The following is an 18,998-nucleotide window of genomic DNA, read 5'->3' on the forward strand; positions in this document are numbered from 1 at the left end:
TTCTTCGTTTGATCATCCTCGCCTCGCGGGCTTAGAATCGCACCGCCTAAAGATTTGCACTGAAGGAGATGTTTCTCATGCGCCTGTTCCGTTTCTTGCCGGCTTTCTTATTATTGGTGACCGCTGCTGTTTTTTCGCAATCTTCGGCGTCCACGAAGCCTGCCGCTGGATTCAGCGTCGACAACATCGACAAGAGCGTCGATCCCTGCGTGGATTTCTACCAATACGCGTGCGGCAACTGGATCAAAAATTCTGAGATCCCTTCGGATCGTCCGGCGTGGCAGAGTTTTTCTGAACTGGACGAAAGCAATCTCGTGGTCGAGCGAACCATTCTTGAGAAAGCCGCGAGCGGCGGCCCGGCGCGCAATGCCATCGATCAAAAGATCGGCGACCTCTACGGCTCGTGCATGGATGAAAAAGCTGTCGACGCGAAGGGTGTCGCTCCGCTCAAGCCGGAACTGGATCGCATTGCGGCGGTTAAGGACAAGAGCGCGCTGATCGAAGAGATTGCCCATATTCACTTGATCGGACCGAACCCGCTGTTCAATTTTTATTCGAATTCCGACTTGCACAACGCCGACCAGGTAATCGCCTACATCGACCAAGGGGGACTCTCGCTGCCGGACCGCGATTATTACATCAAAGACGATGCCGACAAGGTCGAGATGCGGAAGCACCTGGCCGGGTACATTACACAATTGTTCACGCTGGCGGGCCAGACGCCGCAACAGGCGGCTAGTTCAGCGCAAACGGTTGTGATGGTAGAGACCTTGCTGGCGGCGAACTCCATGGACCGCACCAAGCGCCGCGATCCCAAGAATCGCGACCACAAGATGACTCGAGACGAAGCGGTTGCGATGGCCCCGGATTTTTACCTGAATCGTTATTTCATGTCCGTGGGCGCGCCCAACTTCACCGCAATGAACGTCACCAATCCCGATTTCTTCCGGCAAGTGAATGGAGTGATCGCCGCGCTGCCTCTTGAATCGCTGAAGACTTATGTGACGTGGCACGTGCTGCGCGGATCTGCTCCGTGGCTCTCGCAGCCGTTCGTCGAAGCGAATTTCAAGATGCGCCAGGCCCTGACCGGGCAGAAGCAGAATCAGGATCGCTGGAAGCGCTGCGTTGGCCTGGTGGACAATTCGTTAGGCGAGGCTTTAGGACAACGCTACGTCGAGGCTACCTTCGGCGCCGAGGGCAAGCAGCGCATGCTGAAGATGGTGGCCGCGCTCGAGGAGTCGCTCGACGAGGACATTCAAAGCCTTTCGTGGATGAGCGACGACACCAAGAAGCAGGCCAAAGTGAAGTTGCAGGCGATCCGCAACAAGATTGGATATCCCGACCAATATCGCGATTACAGTTCAGTGACGATCAAGGCCAACGACCTGCTGGGAAATGTGCAGCGCGCCAATGAATTCGAATCCAAGCGCCAGATTGCCAAGATCGACAAGCCGCTCGATCGCAAGGAGTGGGGCATGACTCCGCCCGAGGTTAATGCCTATTACAGCGGCTCGGAGAACGAGATTGTGTTTCCAGCGGGCATTCTGCAACCTCCGTTTTTCGATAAGACCATGGATGACGCCGTTAATTTCGGCGGCATCGGCCTGGTGATTGGCCACGAACTGACGCACGGCTTCGACGATCAGGGCCGTAAGTTCGATCCGCAGGGCAATCTCCGCGACTGGTGGACCGAGCAGGATGGCAAAGAATTCGAAAAGCGTGTGAGTTGCGTGGCCGATGAATATTCAAACTTCGTCGCAGTCGATAACCTGAAGCTGAACGGACGTCTCACGCTCGGCGAGAACACTGCCGATAATGGCGGTGCGCGCATTGCTCTAGCGGCGCTCGAACGCATGATTGCCGAAGACAAGACGGGCAAGGAAGGGCAGAGCATCAATGGCTACACCCCCGAGCAGCGCTTCTTCCTGGGATTCGGGCGCGTGTGGTGCGAAAAGCAGCGACCCGAGTTCCTGCGGATGCAAGTCAGCACCAACCCGCATTCGCCGGGCAAGTATCGCGTGGACGGGGTGGTGCAGAATATGCCGGAGTTCCAGAAAGCGTGGAACTGCAAAGCGGGTCAGCCGATGGTCGCCGAGAACGCCTGCCACGTTTGGTGAAGTTGAAAAAAGGGCCGGGAATCTAGAGGCTCTCCCGGCCCTTCCCCTCGCGTTATCGAAAAATCTAGAGTGGAGGTCCCAGCCGTACTTCCACCCCTTCTGGCCGTACGATCGTTCCCGGCGCGGATGGGCCGGTGTGCGCGGTGAGCAGGACTTGCGGTGCCACTCCTCCCGTTCGCGTAGCGTCCAGAACCTCCAGTACTTTGGCATAAGGCGCCCGAGCGTCGGCTTTGATGTAGAGCTTCTGTCCGCGTTGTAGCGGAGTGCTTCGGACCTTTTCTTTCAGATCGGGCAGCATGATTCGATTGACTCCAAGATAGACGGTTCCTTCATCGGTAACGGTGACGATGAAGGCGTTTTCATTGTCTGCCTCAGGCATGGGTGCTGCATTGGTAGAGGCCGCCAACCGCACGCTGACCCCTTTTTGCAGGCCCGGAGATTGCGCTGCAGCATTCGGTACAGCGTAGGCTGCTAAGGTTAAGACAACCAAAGACACTGATAGTAACTGCTTCATACGTTTTGCTCCTTTCGACCTATTCAAGTGGAATTGTTATGGTTTGGCTCCGCCGAGCGATGCGGTTGCCAGCGTTCCGCCGAGGCCCATGGTCTCGACGGCCGACGATGGCACGATGACCATCGAGCCTTTTTCTTTAATGGCTTCATACAGCATGTTCATGGCGCGCAAATGAAGAGCGACCGGGTTTTCCGCGTACGAGGACGCGGCATCGACGAAGCTGTTGGAAATTTCTTTTTCGGCCTGGCCCAGAATGATTCGTGCCTGGCGCTCGCGCTCGGCTTGCGCCTGGCGCGACATGGCGTCTTCGAGGCCTTGCGGAATTTTCACATCCCGGATTTCCACCGACTGCACGGTGATGCCCCACGGGTTCGTCTTCTCGTCGAGGATGCGTTGCAATTCGCGTCCCATGGTTTCGCGTTCGGTAATCATCTGCGCCAGTTCATGGCGGCCAATGGATTCGCGGAGCGCAGTTTGCGCGCTCATGTTAATGGCGTCAATAAAATTCTCGACTTCGAGAATGGATTTCTCGGCATTCCACACCATCCAGAAAACAATGGCATCAACGTTCACCGGGACGGTGTCGCGGGTCAGTGTGGATTCAGCCGACACGCTGGCCACGCGCACGCGTTGGTCGACATAGGGGCTGAGCGTCTCGATGACCGGAATAATGTGGAACCAGCCGGGACCGCGCAGCCCGACGTAGCGTCCCAGGCGCAGCACGGCGACTTTTTCCCACTGGCGCACGACTTTAATCGCGAACAAAAAATAAAGTCCCACTACCGCTCCGACAATCGCCGGAGCGGGATGGTTTACCGCCCTGGCCACCAGGAGGCCCGTAACCAGGCTGACGGCAAACAGCATGCGGGCTACACCGTTGGTCTCGTTGAGTTGGATTCTCGCCATGACGTTATCTCCTTTTAGGTAGCAAGTCGCGCAAACGCTCGATCAAATCTTCCAGGTCAAATCCGGCGGCGCCGGCGCGGGCCGCGAATTCTCCAGCCATCTGGCTTAATTGGCGCTCGCGTTCAGCCGAGTTCTTTTCCACTTTCTTATTCGCGATGAATGTTCCCGTGCCCTGATGAGTTTCGAGCAGCCCGCCCAGTTCCAGTTCCCGATAAGCCCGCATGACTGTGTTGGGATTGATCGCCAGATCGACCGCGAGCTGCCGGACTGTCGGCAACTGGTCCCCGGCAGCGAGCGAACCAGAGGCGATGCCGCCGCGAACCCGATCGATGAGCTGCCGGTAGACCGGGACACCGCTGTGCAGGTCGAGAGCGAACTGGAAGCTAACGGCGCTCTGGGTGTTTTTCCCCATGTGTATTAGTGTACTATAGAAATAGTTCAATATGTCAAGCGTTTTTGGGCGCTCGGCGAGATTTCGGTGGGCAATATTCTCAAAGAAAAATTGCAGATTATTTCGCGGCTACCTGTAACTGACATTGGCAAGACGTCACAGACATCGGCCTGACAAGAAGATGACCATGAAATGACCGATGAATGACCGAGCAGTGACAATCCTTGCATGCGCCTGTCCTAGTCTCTACTCAATCGAGCACGGAAGAATCGAGCCGAGATCCCTGCAACTGAACGGATTACCGGCCGCAAGAACTTGCGGTCGAGCCGGGGCAGAAGTGCGCTCGGGAAGGTTAACGATAAACAAGGAGCATGACATGGACAAAATTTTCAGTATCGCATTAGCAGCCGCAGTCTGCCTGGGGACAACGGCACTCCTGGCAACGAATGCCACAAATAGTGGCGCCGCAAGACAAATAAAAAACAGCGATCCGCGTTTGGCAACGGACGGAGCATTCCGCGACGGCCTTTACGTGGGCAAACTCGATCTCGCCGCTGGACGGCAGCTCCGTCCCACGGTTGCACGCTGGTCGAGTGAAGGAGATCGCGCCTCCTTCATCGCCGGATATCAGCGTGGCTATAACGAGGTGAAATGATGATGGGTTCGAAACTAATGGATTCGAAGAAGTTGGCGTCAATCTTTGTTCTCATTGCCGTGGCTTGCATTTCGGCGCCCCATGCGGCGAGAGCGGGCGGCCCTCCCCCGTCGGCCACGGGAACTTCGGTTCGAGGCGTTATACGCTTCGAAGGCAAAGTTCCCGTGGCCAAAGCTATTAGCATGTCGGCGGATCCGGTCTGCGCCAAACAACATCCCTCCCCCGTCATGGCGCAGGAAGTAATCACGGATGCGAAGGGCGATTTACAGAATGTGATCGTCTTCGTCTCCGAAGGGTTAGGCGACCGCACGTTTGACGCGCCCAGCCAGCCGGTGGTGGTCGAGCAGAAAGGATGTTTGTATCAGCCGCACGTCCTGGCAGTGCGGGCGAATCAGCCGCTGGAGCTGGTGAATGACGATGCCACGTCGCACAACATTCATCCGCAGCCGGCGAACAATCGCGAGTGGAACAAGGCCGAGCCGCCCGGATCGAAACTGGAAGAGGCCTTCGCGCGGGAGGAGATTGCGATTCCGGTGAAGTGCAATGTGCATCCCTGGATGCGCGGCTACATTGCAGTGTTCAAGCATCCGTTCTTCGCGGTGACAGGCAAGGACGGAGGCTTCGACCTGAGCAATCTGCCGCCGGGCACGTACACGATTAAAGCATGGCACGAGAAGCTCGGCACGTCGACGCAGACGGTGACGATCGGTGCGAACGAGACGAGGGAAATAAATTTTGTCTTCAAGGGAATGTGAAGGCGGTTACTTCGCGACCTTGAAGCCTTTGCGGCGTTGTTCGCTGTAGCGGTGCAGCGCGTCGAGGATGATGGGATACGCTTCGCGGGAGGGGCGTATCTCATCGACCTCGACGGCCTTGCCTTCCAGTTGTTTGTAATCCTGAAAAAAGCGTCGCAGCATGAGCAAGCGATGCGGCGGCATCTCGGCCGCCTCGCGGTAGGAATTGAACTCCGGGTCTTCGGTCGCGACTGCGATGATTTTATGATCCTGTTTGCCGGCGTCGATCATGGTCATCAAGCCAATAGCGCGCGCATGAATAATAGTCAGCGGGACAACCGGCTCCTGGCAGAGCACCAGCACGTCGAGCGGGTCATCGTCTTCGGCGAGAGTTTGCGGAATGAACCCATAATTCGCCGGATAGTACACCGCCGAATAGAGGATGCGATCAAGCCGGATCAGGCCGCTCGACTTGTCCAGTTCGTACTTCACGCTGGAGCCGAACGGAATCTCGATAACGCAATCGAATTCCTGGGGAAGCTTATCGCCGGGGGTAACGTCGTGCCAGGGATGGATCATAATGAAGGAGAGGCCGCTTCATCATTCTACCGGATGACGCACCGGCGTCTGGCTTGCCTTCGTGTCCTTCGTGGTTGACGCATTCCCAAGTAGCTCCCCCTCCACAGTAATCTTGATTCTCCCGCCGCTGACGCGTAGAGTTTGAGAGTGACTTGAATTTCCTTCGGGCGGTTATCTCGAACAATTCTATGAATACTTATCTCAAGTTCGGTGGCGCGACGGCAGTGATTGTCCTGCTGCTCGGCTATCTCGCCTACACCGGCGTGCAGGACAGTAAGAGTTACTACGTCACCATCAAAGAGCTGCACAAAATGGGCGACGGCGCGTACTCGAAACGCCTGCGGGTTGCGGGAAACGTACAGCCCGGCTCGATCCAACGAGTGGGGACGCACGTGCAGTTCGTGCTGATGGAAGAAGATCAAACTCTCCATGTGGACTACACCGGGACCGAAGCGCCGCCCGACACTTTCAAAGACGACTCGCAGGCGCTGGCCGATGGGCGCTTTGACCGCGACGGCGTGTTCCACGCCAAACAGTTGCAGGCGAAATGTGCCTCGAAATACGCTCCACAGCCGGGCACGCCGGGGCCGAAGCCGGCCGCTGAACCCGCCAAGAGCATGACCCAGATGCAGAGCACGCCCACGGGCGCTGCCAACTAGCACCGCGCGACTCTATTGTTTGTTCTCAAATAGATTGTCATCCCCGGCGCAGCCTTGCAATCGGCTTCATCGATCGCAAGGCGGAGTCGAGGGACCTGCTGCTGGCGATCTGCGCCGGTTTCCGGAAGCCGTCCGGTCAACGTTCTACCCCTTGCCTCTCGCGATTCCTACCTTTGCAAAAAGCACTCGGAATCCATAGATTCGTTGCTGTGACTGCTCCCATCATCACGGTCAGCAACATCATCAAGCAGTTTGGACGCTTTGCCGCGTTGCGCGGCGTGAGCGCCGAGTTCGACGCGGGACGCTTTCACGCGATTCTCGGCGAGAACGGAGCAGGGAAGACCACGCTGCTGCGTGCGCTGGCCGGCCTCGCGCAACCGACGCGGGGAGAGATTTCGATTTTTGGACGCACGCCGCAGGATGCCTGCCGTGATATCGGCTACATGGCGCACCCGTCACTCCTTTATGACGAGATGAGCGGGATGGAGAATCTGCGGTATTTCGCGCGGCTCTATAACATTGCAGGCGATGCACGTTGCTTAGAAGTGATTCGCGCCGTGGGCCTCGATCCGGAATTGACGCGCGCGGTTGGCCAGTATTCGCAAGGGATGCGCCAGCGGATGTCGCTGGCGCGGGCGATTCTGCACGATCCGAAGGTGCTACTGCTGGATGAGCCATTCTCAAACGTGGACGCGCAATCGGCACAAGCCATGGTCGCGCTGCTCAAGGGAATGCGCGATGCGGGGAAGACAGTGTTCGTGATCACACATCAGACTTCGCTGCTCGAAGGCGTCGCCGACGAATTCGTATGGATGCACGCTGGCCAAATCGTCGACCGGACGGCAACTCTGGCTCGGACGGTGACGCCATGAATTCGCTCTGGGCCGTAATGGCGGCGACGCTGGTGAAAGATATCCGGCTGGAGTGGCGGTCGAAAGACGCGCTCAACTCGATGCTCTTCTTTTCGCTGCTGGTGGTGGTGATCTTCGTGTTCTCGTTCGATCCGCTGGCGGAAGAGTCGCGGCACATTGTGGGCGGACTGGTATGGGTCGCGTTCCTGTTTGCGGCCGTGGTGGCGCTCAACCAGACCTGGGCGCGCGAGTTGCGGAATCAGGTTCTCGATGCCTACCGGGTTTCTCCTGCGCCGGCAAATGCATTATTTCTGGCCAAGGCAGTGGGCAATTTTATTTTCGTAAGCGTGCTGGAAGCCCTGATGACGCCGCTGTTCGTAATTTTCTACAATCTGCGAGTCTTGGGTCCGGCGTGGCAACTGATTCCGGTCGCGGTGTTCGGAACCTGGGCGCTAGTGGTAAATGGAACATTTTTTGCGGCTATGTCGTTGCGTACCCGCAACCGCGAACTCATGCTGCCACTGCTGCTGTTTCCGATTTCGATTCCGGCCGTGATCGCCATGGTTGCGGCCACTACCTCGATTCTGACCGGCGAAGACTCGGCGCACTTCTACATCGTGTTGCTTCTCACCTACGATGTGGTGTTTACTACAGCTTGTCTGGCATTATTCGAAAAAATTCTGCACGCGGAATGAAACGGCTCTTCCCCATCCTGGCGGTTCTGACGGCGCTATTCCTGGCCTACGCCCTATATCTCGCCCTCAGCAAGAGCACGCCGACTGACGCCCAGCAGGGCGATGTCTACCGCATCATTTATTATCACGTGCCCTCGGCGTGGACCGCGTTTTTGCTGTTCTTCATCAACTTCATTGCTTCGATCCAATATCTTGCGAGTAGCAAGGCTGCGACGAAAACGGCGGCGAAGTGGATTGTGATTGCAATCGGAGTCGTGGGAACGATCGCCTGTTTCCTGCCACAGGTGCAGGCCATGATCCCGGCGGGCATGCGTCCCAGCGCCGTGGCCACGACGGTGCTGATGATTCCGGCATTTTATTTCCTGATCGGATGGCTCTTTCCTGGAGACCAGCTTGACGTTCTTGCCGTTACGAGCGCCGAGGTGGGCGTGGTTTTTTGCACCATCGTGCTGGTTACAGGCCCGATCTGGGCGCGGCCGGTGTGGGGCATCTGGTGGGCGCCGGGAGATATTCGTCTGACTTCGACGCTGGTGTTGTGGTTGATTTATGTCAGTTACCTGGTGCTGCGGCGCTTTTCCAACAGTGCGCAGACCCAGATGATGGCGGCGGCGCTGGCCGTCTTCGGGGCGCTGGATGTTCCTCTGGTTTATTTTTCGATCTGGTTCTTCCGCACGCAACATCCGCAGCCCGTGATCGGCGGCGGCGGTTCGATGGATCCGCGTATGCTGCATGTGCTGCTCATCAGTTGGATGGCGTTTCTGTGTTTTGCATTTCTAGTGTGCTGGTCGCGCTTCCGCTTGGAAGTGCTATCGCGTGAGATCGAAGAGGCGCACGCCATGGAATCACTGGTCGGAACAGGAGAGGCGGCCAAGGCCAGTCTGCCTCTCACTCGGAGTTCACGATGAACGCCATCAAATTTCTCATCGCCGCTTACATCGCCACATGGACAATCCACGGAATTTATCTCGGCACCCTGGTTCGAAGATTCGCTCGACTGCGCCAGCAGCAGAAAGAATTGGGAAAGAAAGTGTAGGGCGGACACTCTTGTCCGCCGCCTTTGACTTTGATTTTGATTTTTAGGTGGTCAGTACCATTTCCGCCCAGGTGGAACCCAAAAACAAGATCCAACCCAAGATCAACCGCGGCGGACAGGAGTGTCCGCCCTACATGGGTCAGTTCGACGTTTTCCACTCCGCCTGCAGGGCGGCCAGAAAGTCGGGGCTGCCGCCGGAGCGGAGGAACTCGTAGTCTTCGATCATGGCGGCGGTGCCAACGCGGGCGGAAGGCAGGGGTTGTTCTACGCGGATCACGCGCGCGGTGAAGCGGACGCGGACCGCGTCGGTGAGCGTGATGTGCGGAGGGAAAGTCAGAGTGACTTCCAGCTTGGTGCCAGCCTCGATGGCGCGATCAAGATAAAAGAAAACGCCGCGCGCGCTGACATTCTGAGTTTCGGTATGAACCTCGCTCGCGCCTTCGCGAACAATGGCGGGCAGCCGCATGTCAAACCGTCGCATCGTCCGCCGTTCCTGTGAATTCGATTGCATGTCTGGGCGCGCCTCGCCAAAAGCGCGTAGTACTTAAGACAAACGAGCACAATATACGGCTTAATGTCTGAACAACCGGCCTGCGTTTCGACTGGACGCGGCCTTGTAGCCCTCAATGTATAGAAACAACAGCAGTTTGCAACAGCAAAATGCGGTTGGAACTGATTCGGTTATTCTGTTCGGATTTCGGAACAAACCCCGTTCGCGAGCCGCGGGAGGACGCACGCATGCGCATGGCTCAGTGATCTGACAAGCAATCCCGCTGCCATCTGCGCGGCGAGAGAGTCGTAGGTTTTCCCACTAAGAATGAGCGGTTTGAGGAATTGCGCGACCCCGGAGACGAGCGCATCCCTGCAAGCAATTGCGGAAAGTTGTTCGTTCTTTTTCCTGTTGCCGTCGGCGTCACGGCACTTTTGTGCTACCACTCGGCATCTTTCCTCGCCATCAACCGCATCTGACGAATCTTGGAGTGGGCGGGAGTAGTCATTAGACTTTACCGATGCCTAGTTGCGGTCTCATCCTGAGCGCAGCCGTTTTTCGGGCGGAGTCGAAGAGATTTCCCGCTTCGCTGGCTCGGCGCGTAAGCCAAGTTGCACCCTGCCCAGCCGAGGGTCGCTTGACTTGTCTATTCGTCAGATGTTTAAGTAGTTATTTAATTTTTCCGCCAGTTTCCAGTGACACGCAAGCCGCGCTCAGGTTCGCCGGCGCGAGGCTCGATGGATGTGTGCGCCGTCCTAAGTCTCTCCACTGACGCTAGGCGAAAAATTGTTCTGAACGCGATTGATCGCAGCGAAGGATCGGAACGCGCAGGATCGGAACGCGAACGAATATTGGTTTGCACCGCATCGGAGGAACGAGTGAACGTGAATCACCGTTGGTTGGGAACATCCGTAGTACGAGTTCGCATTCTGGTGGCTGGGCTGGTACTGCTCGGCGCAGGATGCGCAGTTCTCGGGTGGGGTTCCCGCTCACGCCCAGTCGCCGCGAACGCCCCGGTCCAGTCGGCTGCAACCAGGATTTCCACGATTTCTCGGCCAACGCTCTCTGAGCGAGCGACTACCGAGCAAGCCGTTGCTGAACAGACGATCGCCGAACGGACGATCGCCGAACGGATGACTGCTGAGGCGCCGATGCCGTCTGGCCTGGCAATGCCCTCGCAGAGGCTGTGGGGCCAAGCCAAGGCGGATGCGAATTCGCGGGCGCGCTCACTGCTGGCCGGACTGCCCCTGATCTTCGAACCCAACCGGGGACAAGGGAATCTGGATGCGACCGACCCCAGAGCGAAGTTTGTGACGCGTGGCTCGGGCTATAGCCTTTTTCTGGGGACGGAGGGCGCGATCCTTAGTCTGGTCTCCCCGGATCGGAAAGCCGAAGCCAAAGCATCGGCTAGCGCAAGCAAGTCGAGTAAATACGAAGCCTCCCCGAGCCGGGTCGAGTCGGTGGAGATGAAGTTGGCTGGGGCCAATCACAATCCCAAAATCAGCGGGACGGAGCTGCTGCCCGGCAAGAGCAACTATTTTCTCGGCAATGATCCCGCGAAGTGGAAAACTGGTGTGCCGCAATATGCCCGCGTGCGCTACGAGAATATTTATCCCGGAATCAATCTCGTTTTTTACGGAAATCAAGGACGTCTCGAATACGATTTCCAGGTTGCCCCCGGAGCCGATCCACAGCAAGCCGAACTTGAATTTAACGGAGCGAAGCACCTCCAATTAAAGAATGGAGCGCTCGTGATTCAAGGCGAGGGCGGTAGCGTGCAACTGGAGGCGCCACGCATCTACCAGGAAATCGCAGGGCGCCAGCAAACAGTCGAAGGCAAGTTCGTGCTGCGCGGCGATCGCCGAGCGGGATTCGCGATCGGCGCCTACGATCACGCGCGCGAGCTGGTGATTGATCCCATCTTGAGCTTCTCCACTTACTTCGGCGGCAGCGGGGACGAGCATTTTTCGTCGATCGCGGTCGATGGTTCTTTCAACATTTATCTGGCCGGTTCGACGACTTCGCCGAATCTTCCTACCGTTCCCGGCCTATTCCAGCCTGCGCTGAACAGCACGGCGGGTGCGCAGAACGTTTATGTCGCTAAGATCACCCCGCCACTCGGCTCGATCGCTGCTGTGCTTGATTACGTGACCTACCTCGGTGGCGAAGGCATCGACTACCCCGTCGGAATCGGAGTCGACCAGCGGGGCGATCCTTATGTGGCGGGGACAACGACTTCCGCCCTTTTCCCGACGACCGGAACGAATGCGTATCAGACCTCTCCGGCGAGCGCGGGCACGCATGCGTTTGTGACCGAATTGCAGTTCGACGCGACTGTCCTGCTGTATTCGTCTTATCTGTCCGGCAATGGTACCGACATCGCCAGTGGGATGGCCATTGATGCGTCCGGCGATGTTTACGTGACCGGAACGACCACTTCGACAGATGTTTCTTCCGCCAGCGATCAATTCCCGGCCAGCAATCTGCCGCAGGGCGTGCCATATCAGAACCTGTCGCGCGCGCCGGGCCTGGCTCAATTTTTCGTGACCAAGGTGAATACGCTCGGATTTCGCACCAACAGCATTGCGTATTCGACCTATTTTGGCGGTGGAGTGTTTGACACGACTCCCGATCCCATTGCTACGGGCGGCGGAATTGCCGTCGACAGCAACGGCATTGTCTACTTCACTGGCACAACAAACTTTCTCTACACAGGAACCTCCAGCGCGACTGACTTCCCCATCCTGAATGCCTACCAGCCATGTCTGGATCAGCCGCCTCCTTCCATTATCGTAAGTCCTCAAACATGCACGACCTCCACGACTACGACCGATCCGGACGCGTTTGTGGCCAAGCTCAACCTGAACCCCAACATTTCCCCGGCACAGCAACTGGTCTGGTCGACGTACGTGGGCGGCACCGGGACCGACTCTGGCTCAGGCGTTGCGCTTGATAGCGGCGCGGCCAATGTCTACATTGTGGGAACCACGAACTCCACCGACATTGGAACCACTGTCGCCACGGTCAATAATACGGCTGCGTATCAACGCTGCCTCGACACTCCGGTAAACCCGACCTTAGGCACGCCTTGTACGCCGCCCGCCAATCCTCAGAACGACGCCTTTGTGGCACGCCTGACCAATCCTACAAATGCCGTTGGGAGCTGTACAAACGGATCTTGTAATGTGGCGCTCAACTATTTCTCCTATCTGGGAGGAAGCCTGAACGAAGCCGGACTGGCGATCGCCGTGGACTCCTCCAGCGGCGCAGTCGTGACGGGATGGACGCAGTCGATCGATTTTCCGGTATCTCCGCCCTCCAACCCCATTCAGAGCACTCTCCAGGGACCGCAGGATGCCTTTATGGCCCGGCTGAACACGGTCGCGATAACCGGCCAGCAGACGGTTTCATCCTGGGCGAATTACTTTGGCGGCACCGGTACCGACCAGGGCACCGGCGTCACAATCGATACTAATCAGAACGCGTATTTCGCCGGGGATACCAATTCCACTACGCTGTTCCCGCTGCAAGAAGCGCTCGGCCAATATGGGAGCATCAATGGTTCAACCAACAATGGCGGTTACGATGCATTTGTAACCCAATTCGGACCCGCGTTGAGCATGTCGATCGTCGGCACGTTGTTTCAAGGCACCAATCAGACATTTATCGACGCTGGCAGCCAGGCAACGTTCACCTATATTGTGACCAATAACGGACCTGATGCTGCGAGCGGTATCACGGTGAGCGACAATCTCACGGGAGTTCCGGTCACGTTTGTTTCGGCGAGCGCCAATGGAGTAACGTGCGGTGGAGGCTCAACCAGCGCCAATGTGAGTTGCCCGCTTCAAGCCCTTCAGGCGGGCTCAACCGCGACCGTTACGATTGTGTTAACGCCCACGCCAAACGCCCAGGGAACGCAAGGCTCGTTCAATGGCGGCAACGTGCAGGCCACGACCCAGGGCAACATTGTGCTGGCGCACGCTCAGGTGCCGGCGCAAATGTCGGACTTCAGGATGTCGGTCGCGCCACCCAGCAACAGCGTATTGCAGGCAGGGGACACAGCCCCCTACACCGTGAATCTCTCGCCCAACCCGGTATATTCCCATGCCATTTCGCTGGCCTGCACCGGACTACCCACCGGGGCGGCTTGCAACTTCTCCACGCAATCGGTCACGTTGGAGGGTGCGGGATCTTCGACGCTCGATATCACGACAACGGCGCGGCCGGTGGTGACGACCACTAGCTTGCTGACGCGCCATTTCTATGCGATCTGGCTGGCAGTTCCTGGACTGACTATGCTGGGAGTGGGGGTTGGCGGCGGACGCCGGCGGCAACGCGCGTTGGGAATTCTGATGTTCTGCGCGCTCTTTGCGCTGCTCCTGCTGCAACCTGCATGCAGCAGCTCAACCAGCGTCCCCCCGGTCAGCGGCACCCCCGCAGGCAACTACACGATCACGGTCACAGCCACATCGGGCGCTGATGTCAAAAGTCAAAACATCACGCTGGCAGTACCGTAGTCGCAGGCGAGACGAAAAGCGAGGGCTGGCGTCGTTGCATTTCGCCGACACCGTTACGGAACAGGCTGACCCACTCGTCGTGGGTTTCGACGAGTTGGAACCACGATCTCGCTCCCACATTCTCTCCAGAGGGCGCTGGTAAGGCCGATCCATCGAAAACCGCGACGGATATGGCACCCAGGACGTGACACTGCATGCGTAGGCAAGCCTCTCGCTGTGAAATTTCGATGAGGTTCTTACCAATCCTGAAGGCCGGCGCCTGACGCCCACCAAAAAACTACGCGCCCGCCGACAGCTTGTGGTGGCCCCGGGCTTCGGCAATGCCGTACTGCCGGATTTTGTAGAGCAGAGCCTTGTAGCTGATCTGGAGAATCGCCGCGGCCTGCTTGCGGTTCCAATTCGTTTGTTCCAGTGCCTGGGTGATCGCTTGCGCCTCGGCTTCGTCTTTGGCGGTGCGCGCCAGAGATTTCAATCCGCCCGCATCGCCGGCGCGGGCAGAAGAATCTCCAGGCAATCCGCCATTGCCATCGTTACGGGGTAGAAGTTCGGTGACCGCCAGATTCTCATCCCCGAGAATCAGATAGCGCTTCAGGAAGTTATTCAACTCCCGGAGGTTGCCCGGCCAGGAATGATTCTGGCAGGCCAGCAGCAGCGCCGGAGACAGCGGCAATGGCGCGCGGGCGTAACGCTCGGCCATGCGCGTCATGGAATGTTTAAGCAGAATGGGAATCTCTTCCTTGCGCTCACGCAGCGGCGGAATCTGCATGGTGAAGGCGTTCAGCCGATAGTAGAGATCCTCGCGCAACCGTTTGTTGGCGAGCGCTTCCGGGATGTTAATGTTAGTGGCCGCCAGGATGCGCACGTCGACTTTGATGACGGTGCGGCTTCCCAGGCGCGAAAACTGCCCGTCCTGCAAAACGTGCAAAAGCTTGGCTTGCAGGGAGGGCGGCATCTCACCGATTTCGTCGAGCAGAATCGTTCCCCGATTGCACAGCTCGAACTTTCCCGGCTTGGCGTGGTTCGCGCCCGTGAAGGCGCCCTGCTCATAACCGAAAAGTTCGCTTTCGAGAAGATCGGCGGGAACCGCGGCGCAGTTCACCTTCAGAAACGTGCGGTGGGCGCGCGGAGAAAGCTTGTGAATCAGGCGCGCGAGCACTTCTTTGCCGGTTCCACTTTCGCCGAGCAGGAGTACGGGAATGTCGACATTGGCCACCAGCGCGGCTTGCGAGCGAATCTTTCGCATGGCGGGACTCGCCGCGATAAAGAACACGTCGTCGGCAAGCTCTTCTACCTCTCCGCTGTAGCTCTGCTTTCCCTGTCCGAGGCTGAGATCGATGACGGCGTCGAGTTCCGCTTTCTGAAACGGCTTGGTGAGATAATCCTGCGCGCCGAGTTTCATCGCGTGTACGACTTTGCGCGTGTCGTTGACGCACGACAACATCACGACTTTGACTCCGGGTTGCAGTTGGCGCATTTGCTCGAGCGTCTGCAAGCCGTCAATGCCGGGCATGAGCACATCGAGCAGCACCAGGTCGGGCTGCAAGCCCTTTTCGACGCGCAGCAAGGCTTCTTCGCCGGTGGTGGCGGTTTCGACTTTGTAGTCGTCCACTTCCAGCAATGTCTTGATATAGCGGAGCATGCCGGGTTCATCGTCCACCAGCAGAATCTTGGCGGTTGGCTTCATCGATTTTTTCCTTTGCTGGCGGCGGCTGTGACTGGTTTGTAAGGGATGAGGAAGGAAAACTTGCAGCCCGCGCCTGAATCGCTTTCCACCCAGATCTTGCCGCCCATGCCTTGCACCAGGCGGCGCGCGATGGCCAGGCCTAACCCCATGCCATCCTGAGATTGGTTGCCGGGAAGGCGGAAAAAGTCGTCGAAAACTTCCAGATGAAATTCCGCCGGAATTCCCGGACCCGTATCGGAAACGCTGACCTTCACCGAATTGGGATGGGAAACATTCTGACGGCGGCGCTCGGCGGTCGAAGGTTGCGCCGAGGCGCGACGTTCCCACATATAGGGTTCCGCGTGCAGCCACACCGTGCCGCTCTGCGGGGTGAACTTGAAGGAATTCTCCAACAGGTTCGAGATCACGCGCTCCAGCTTCGGAGAATCGAAGGGAAACACCGGGAGCTTGTCGTTGGCCAGAAAATATAGTGCCAGCCCTTTTCCCTGAAAGCGATTCGACCACATGCGGCACATTTCCGACAGGCAGTCGTTGATGTTTCCCGGTTCAAACTGCATTCGCAGCCCGCCGGTTTCAAGGGCGCTGTAGGTTAGAAAATCCTGAATGAACTGTTGCAGGCGCTTTCCGCTGGACTGCATATCCTGAAGCACTTCGCGCTGCCTGTCGGTAAGTGGACCGAGTTTCTCACTGTACAGCACTTCAACGTAGCCGTTCAGAATCGACAGAGGCGTTTTCAGGTCGTGGGCGGCCGAGGCCAGAGCGTTAGTCGTGCGTTGGTAACGTTCGCGCAGAGCCTTGTATTCCTGTAGCAATGTTTCCGGGCTAGGCACATCCTCATCAGGACGAGCGCCAGCCGGCACGGATGCCAAAGGCTCTTCCGGGTCGGAAACACACGGGTTCTTTTGGACAGTGGCCATTAGGGAAACCACAGGTTGTTAACGGGGAGAGGGGGAAATCGGACCTGTTCATCTCAGAACAGACCGCCATTCAGAAAATCGTATGACAGCCACAAATTGTTGTCAACGGAAAATGCACGGGAATTACCCAAGTGTAGCAAAAGCTTGCACTTTTCGAGGTTAACGTCTCGAAGCCCAGCGCTCTGCCGAGGCGAATCAAAAGCGAATTAAAGACGGGGAAACTGCCGCCCTTTTAGGGATTTCCGGATAGAAGATGCGGAGCATACAGTCAAAATACGGGGTTTCTTGCCGTATTTGCCTGAGATTTGGCCCCTCATGTGCTCCCGAACCCGCTGAATTCCGATGGAGAGGTCTGCATGAACGGGGCGAAAGGCGGAGGCGAGCGGCGGAAGTGGGCGCGGTTGCCGCTGGCAATCCCTGTTTTTGTGCGTACCCGGGACGGCAAGGGCAAGGAATTTCTTGAATTTGCCACCGCCCTCAACGTGAGTGCCGGCGGAATGCTGGTAGCGATTCGGCGCGTACTGCCTGCAATCGCGCAGCTTCGGCTGGAGATCCCCAGCGCCCCCGTGGCTGCTCTCGCCTTGCTGCCCAGAGCTGCCCGTACCTTGCGCGCCAAAGCGCTGCGTACTACTCCGGCGGAAGGCTATTATTTGCTGGGCCTTAAGTTCGCCCGCCCGCTGCTGCTTTCGGGAAATTCCAATTCCCGAAGGCGGAAAATTGCGTCTGCTGTGTGAAAATCTTTGCGCATCTCCCCTAAGAAGTGTTATTCTCATCACTCTCCCCCTGATTACTAAAACTTGCTGCTCTGGCTCTTTGGTAAGCTGATACTCTTCAACTACATGAGCTAGATTTGACGGGTGCGCCATTGGTCGAAATGCCTTTGGCTCTCCGGATGCAGGTAAAGTACCTCCCCTAAGAGTTGATCGAAAAAACCAGCCATGACAACCAGCGGTGTGAATACGCTCGTCCAGCCTTTGGGGGAAATGCCGCCCGACGCTATTATTTTCGGGCGCACTGAGGCTATGCAGTCCGTCCGCGACCGGCTTACCAAACTTGCCGCCGCCAATGTTCCGGTACTGATTCAGGGAGAGAGCGGAACGGGCAAAGACATTATCGCGCGCATGATTCATGCCGCATCGCCGTGGCGGACGGGGCCGTGGGTGAAGGTGAATTGTCCGGCGATTCCGGGAACTCTGCTGGAGAGCGAGCTCTTCGGCTACGAGAAAGGGGCATTCACCGGCGCCTATGGAATGAAGCCCGGCCGCGTGGAAATGGCGCATCGCGGCACGCTATTTCTCGATGAAATTTCCGAACTCGACATGGCGCTGCAATCGAAGCTGCTGCAACTGCTGCAAGACGGGCAGTTCTGCCGGATCGGCGCGCAGGAGGACAAGAAAGTGGAAGTGCGCGTGGTCTGCGCCACCAATCGAAAGCTGGAGCAGGAAATTGAGAACGGCACGTTCCGCGCCGATTTGTTTTATCGCATTAACGTGGTGAATCTGCACCTTCCGCCTTTACGCGAGCGGGCCAGCGATATTCCTGAGTTGGTGACGTATTTCCTCGAGTATCACAACCGGAAGTACAACTGCAAAGCGCGGGCTCTGTCGGGCGAACTCATGTCGGAATTGCGAAAGTATCATTGGCCAGGCAACGTTCGCGAACTGGAAAATCTGATCAAGCGCTACGTAATTCTGGGCAACGAGGAAGTCATCTCTTCGGATCTGGCGCCGCGGGAGGCCAACTTTTTCAATACCGAGATTCCGGTCGATGGCCAGATCTCGCTGAAGAAACTAACTCGTCAGGCGGTGCGCGAGTTGGAGCGCAAAGTTATTTTGAAAGTCTTACAGAACTGCCACTGGAACCGCAAACAGGCGGCGCGCGCGTTGAGCATCAGCTATCGCGCGTTGCTGTACAAAATTCGCGACGCTGGGCTCCCTTCAAATCGCGTGGTGAAGCGCCGCGATGGGGATGCTCCCAAGGACGTCGCGGCGGACTGAAGTTTCCTGCTTTCAGTCTTGCCGAAGGTACGGCCAGAGTTACTCCCGGCGCTTTTGATGTAGTCGGCACCCCTTCTTTGCCTCATTCTCTAACTCTAAAGCCGACAGTTCCAGGCTAACCTACGATCACGTCTTAGCAAGTTAGGGAAGTGTTGAGGCGTGCATGCTAACCTATGAGTTCTTTGTTGCCGGTTAGGCCCCTTCCGGCTTCTTCGCTGCCCCAGGAGCTTTTGGGATGCACGGCTTCGTCGAATTCCAC

18 protein-coding genes are annotated in these 18,998 nt (G+C 57.5%); 11 read left to right on the plus strand and 7 right to left on the minus strand.

What is annotated here, in order from left to right; genetic code table 11:
- Window positions 1-77 precede the first annotated feature (77 nt).
- Window positions 78-2,117, plus strand: a complete 2,040-nt coding sequence (locus VGM18_17535; protein ID HEY3974812.1) for a M13 family metallopeptidase — start codon at window positions 78-80, stop codon at window positions 2,115-2,117.
- A gap of 64 nt (window positions 2,118-2,181) precedes the next feature.
- On the opposite strand, the gene VGM18_17540 is transcribed toward VGM18_17535, so the two are convergent.
- From VGM18_17540 to VGM18_17550, 3 genes are read right to left on the minus strand one after another with little or no spacing between them, the layout of a single operon-like run.
- Window positions 2,182-2,631, minus strand: a complete 450-nt coding sequence (locus VGM18_17540; protein HEY3974813.1) for a biopolymer transporter ExbD — start codon at window positions 2,629-2,631, stop codon at window positions 2,182-2,184.
- A gap of 36 nt (window positions 2,632-2,667) precedes the next feature.
- Window positions 2,668-3,537, minus strand: coding sequence for a slipin family protein (locus VGM18_17545; GenBank protein ID HEY3974814.1), 870 nt, complete (start codon window positions 3,535-3,537; stop codon window positions 2,668-2,670).
- A gap of 4 nt (window positions 3,538-3,541) precedes the next feature.
- Window positions 3,542-3,949, minus strand: coding sequence for a GntR family transcriptional regulator (locus VGM18_17550; protein HEY3974815.1), 408 nt, complete (start codon window positions 3,947-3,949; stop codon window positions 3,542-3,544).
- Between the two features lie 355 nt (window positions 3,950-4,304).
- Here VGM18_17550 and VGM18_17555 point away from each other — a divergent pair, with 355 nt between their 5' ends.
- Both VGM18_17555 and VGM18_17560 read left to right on the plus strand, forming a co-directional pair.
- Window positions 4,305-4,583, plus strand: a complete 279-nt coding sequence (locus tag VGM18_17555; GenBank protein HEY3974816.1) for a hypothetical protein — start codon at window positions 4,305-4,307, stop codon at window positions 4,581-4,583.
- A 17-nt stretch (window positions 4,584-4,600) separates the two neighbouring features.
- Entirely contained in the window at window positions 4,601-5,338 is a 738-nt protein-coding gene (locus tag VGM18_17560; protein HEY3974817.1) for a carboxypeptidase regulatory-like domain-containing protein, read from the plus strand.
- A 6-nt stretch (window positions 5,339-5,344) separates the two neighbouring features.
- Here VGM18_17560 and VGM18_17565 read toward each other — a convergent pair whose 3' ends face one another.
- Window positions 5,345-5,896: an inorganic diphosphatase gene (locus tag VGM18_17565; GenBank protein HEY3974818.1), complete on the minus strand. Its 552-nt coding sequence runs from the start codon at window positions 5,894-5,896 to the stop codon at window positions 5,345-5,347.
- Window positions 5,897-6,084: 188 nt separating this feature from the next.
- On the opposite strand from VGM18_17565, the gene VGM18_17570 reads away from it, so the two are divergent.
- From VGM18_17570 to VGM18_17590, 5 genes are all read left to right on the plus strand, one after another.
- A complete protein-coding gene (locus VGM18_17570; protein HEY3974819.1) occupies window positions 6,085-6,555 on the plus strand; it encodes a cytochrome c maturation protein CcmE in 471 nt (156 codons plus the stop codon).
- Window positions 6,556-6,764: 209 nt separating this feature from the next.
- On the plus strand, window positions 6,765-7,427 hold the full coding sequence (locus tag VGM18_17575) for an ABC transporter ATP-binding protein (protein HEY3974820.1): 663 nt from the start codon (window positions 6,765-6,767) through the stop codon (window positions 7,425-7,427).
- Window positions 7,424-8,101 (plus strand): heme exporter protein CcmB, encoded by a 678-nt coding sequence (locus VGM18_17580; GenBank protein ID HEY3974821.1) that lies wholly within the window; start codon window positions 7,424-7,426, stop codon window positions 8,099-8,101. Before VGM18_17575 ends, VGM18_17580 begins: the two co-directional genes overlap by 4 nt.
- Window positions 8,098-9,006 carry a cytochrome c biogenesis protein CcsA gene (gene ccsA, locus VGM18_17585; protein ID HEY3974822.1) on the plus strand — a complete coding sequence of 303 codons (909 nt, stop codon included), beginning with the start codon at window positions 8,098-8,100 and terminating at the stop codon, window positions 9,004-9,006. Before VGM18_17580 ends, ccsA begins: the two co-directional genes overlap by 4 nt.
- The gene (locus VGM18_17590; protein ID HEY3974823.1) at window positions 9,003-9,134 is read left to right on the plus strand and encodes a hypothetical protein; all 132 of its coding nucleotides are present in this window, start codon (window positions 9,003-9,005) and stop codon (window positions 9,132-9,134) included. The genes ccsA and VGM18_17590 overlap by 4 nt, the downstream gene beginning before the upstream one ends.
- 139 nt (window positions 9,135-9,273) lie before the next feature.
- Here the strand turns inward: VGM18_17590 and VGM18_17595 are convergent, their stop codons facing one another.
- On the minus strand, window positions 9,274-9,645 hold the full coding sequence (locus tag VGM18_17595; protein HEY3974824.1) for a PilZ domain-containing protein: 372 nt from the start codon (window positions 9,643-9,645) through the stop codon (window positions 9,274-9,276).
- A gap of 857 nt (window positions 9,646-10,502) precedes the next feature.
- Between VGM18_17595 and VGM18_17600 the strand changes: the two genes are divergently transcribed.
- The gene (locus tag VGM18_17600) at window positions 10,503-14,141 is read left to right on the plus strand and encodes an SBBP repeat-containing protein (GenBank protein HEY3974825.1); all 3,639 of its coding nucleotides are present in this window, start codon (window positions 10,503-10,505) and stop codon (window positions 14,139-14,141) included.
- Between the two features lie 277 nt (window positions 14,142-14,418).
- Here VGM18_17600 and VGM18_17605 read toward each other — a convergent pair whose 3' ends face one another.
- Both VGM18_17605 and VGM18_17610 read right to left on the minus strand, forming a co-directional pair.
- Entirely contained in the window at window positions 14,419-15,825 is a 1,407-nt protein-coding gene (locus VGM18_17605) for a sigma-54 dependent transcriptional regulator (protein ID HEY3974826.1), read from the minus strand.
- On the minus strand, window positions 15,822-16,655 hold the full coding sequence (locus tag VGM18_17610; protein HEY3974827.1) for a HAMP domain-containing sensor histidine kinase: 834 nt from the start codon (window positions 16,653-16,655) through the stop codon (window positions 15,822-15,824). The genes VGM18_17605 and VGM18_17610 overlap by 4 nt, the downstream gene beginning before the upstream one ends.
- A gap of 443 nt (window positions 16,656-17,098) precedes the next feature.
- Here VGM18_17610 and VGM18_17615 point away from each other — a divergent pair, with 443 nt between their 5' ends.
- Both VGM18_17615 and VGM18_17620 read left to right on the plus strand, forming a co-directional pair.
- The gene (locus VGM18_17615; GenBank protein ID HEY3974828.1) at window positions 17,099-17,476 is read left to right on the plus strand and encodes a PilZ domain-containing protein; all 378 of its coding nucleotides are present in this window, start codon (window positions 17,099-17,101) and stop codon (window positions 17,474-17,476) included.
- A 204-nt stretch (window positions 17,477-17,680) separates the two neighbouring features.
- Window positions 17,681-18,739 carry a sigma 54-interacting transcriptional regulator gene (locus VGM18_17620; GenBank protein HEY3974829.1) on the plus strand — a complete coding sequence of 353 codons (1,059 nt, stop codon included), beginning with the start codon at window positions 17,681-17,683 and terminating at the stop codon, window positions 18,737-18,739.
- Window positions 18,740-18,998: the final 259 nt, after the last annotated feature.

The organism is Candidatus Sulfotelmatobacter sp. (assembly GCA_036500765.1).
Taxonomy (GTDB): Bacteria; Acidobacteriota; Terriglobia; order Terriglobales; family Acidobacteriaceae; genus Sulfotelmatobacter.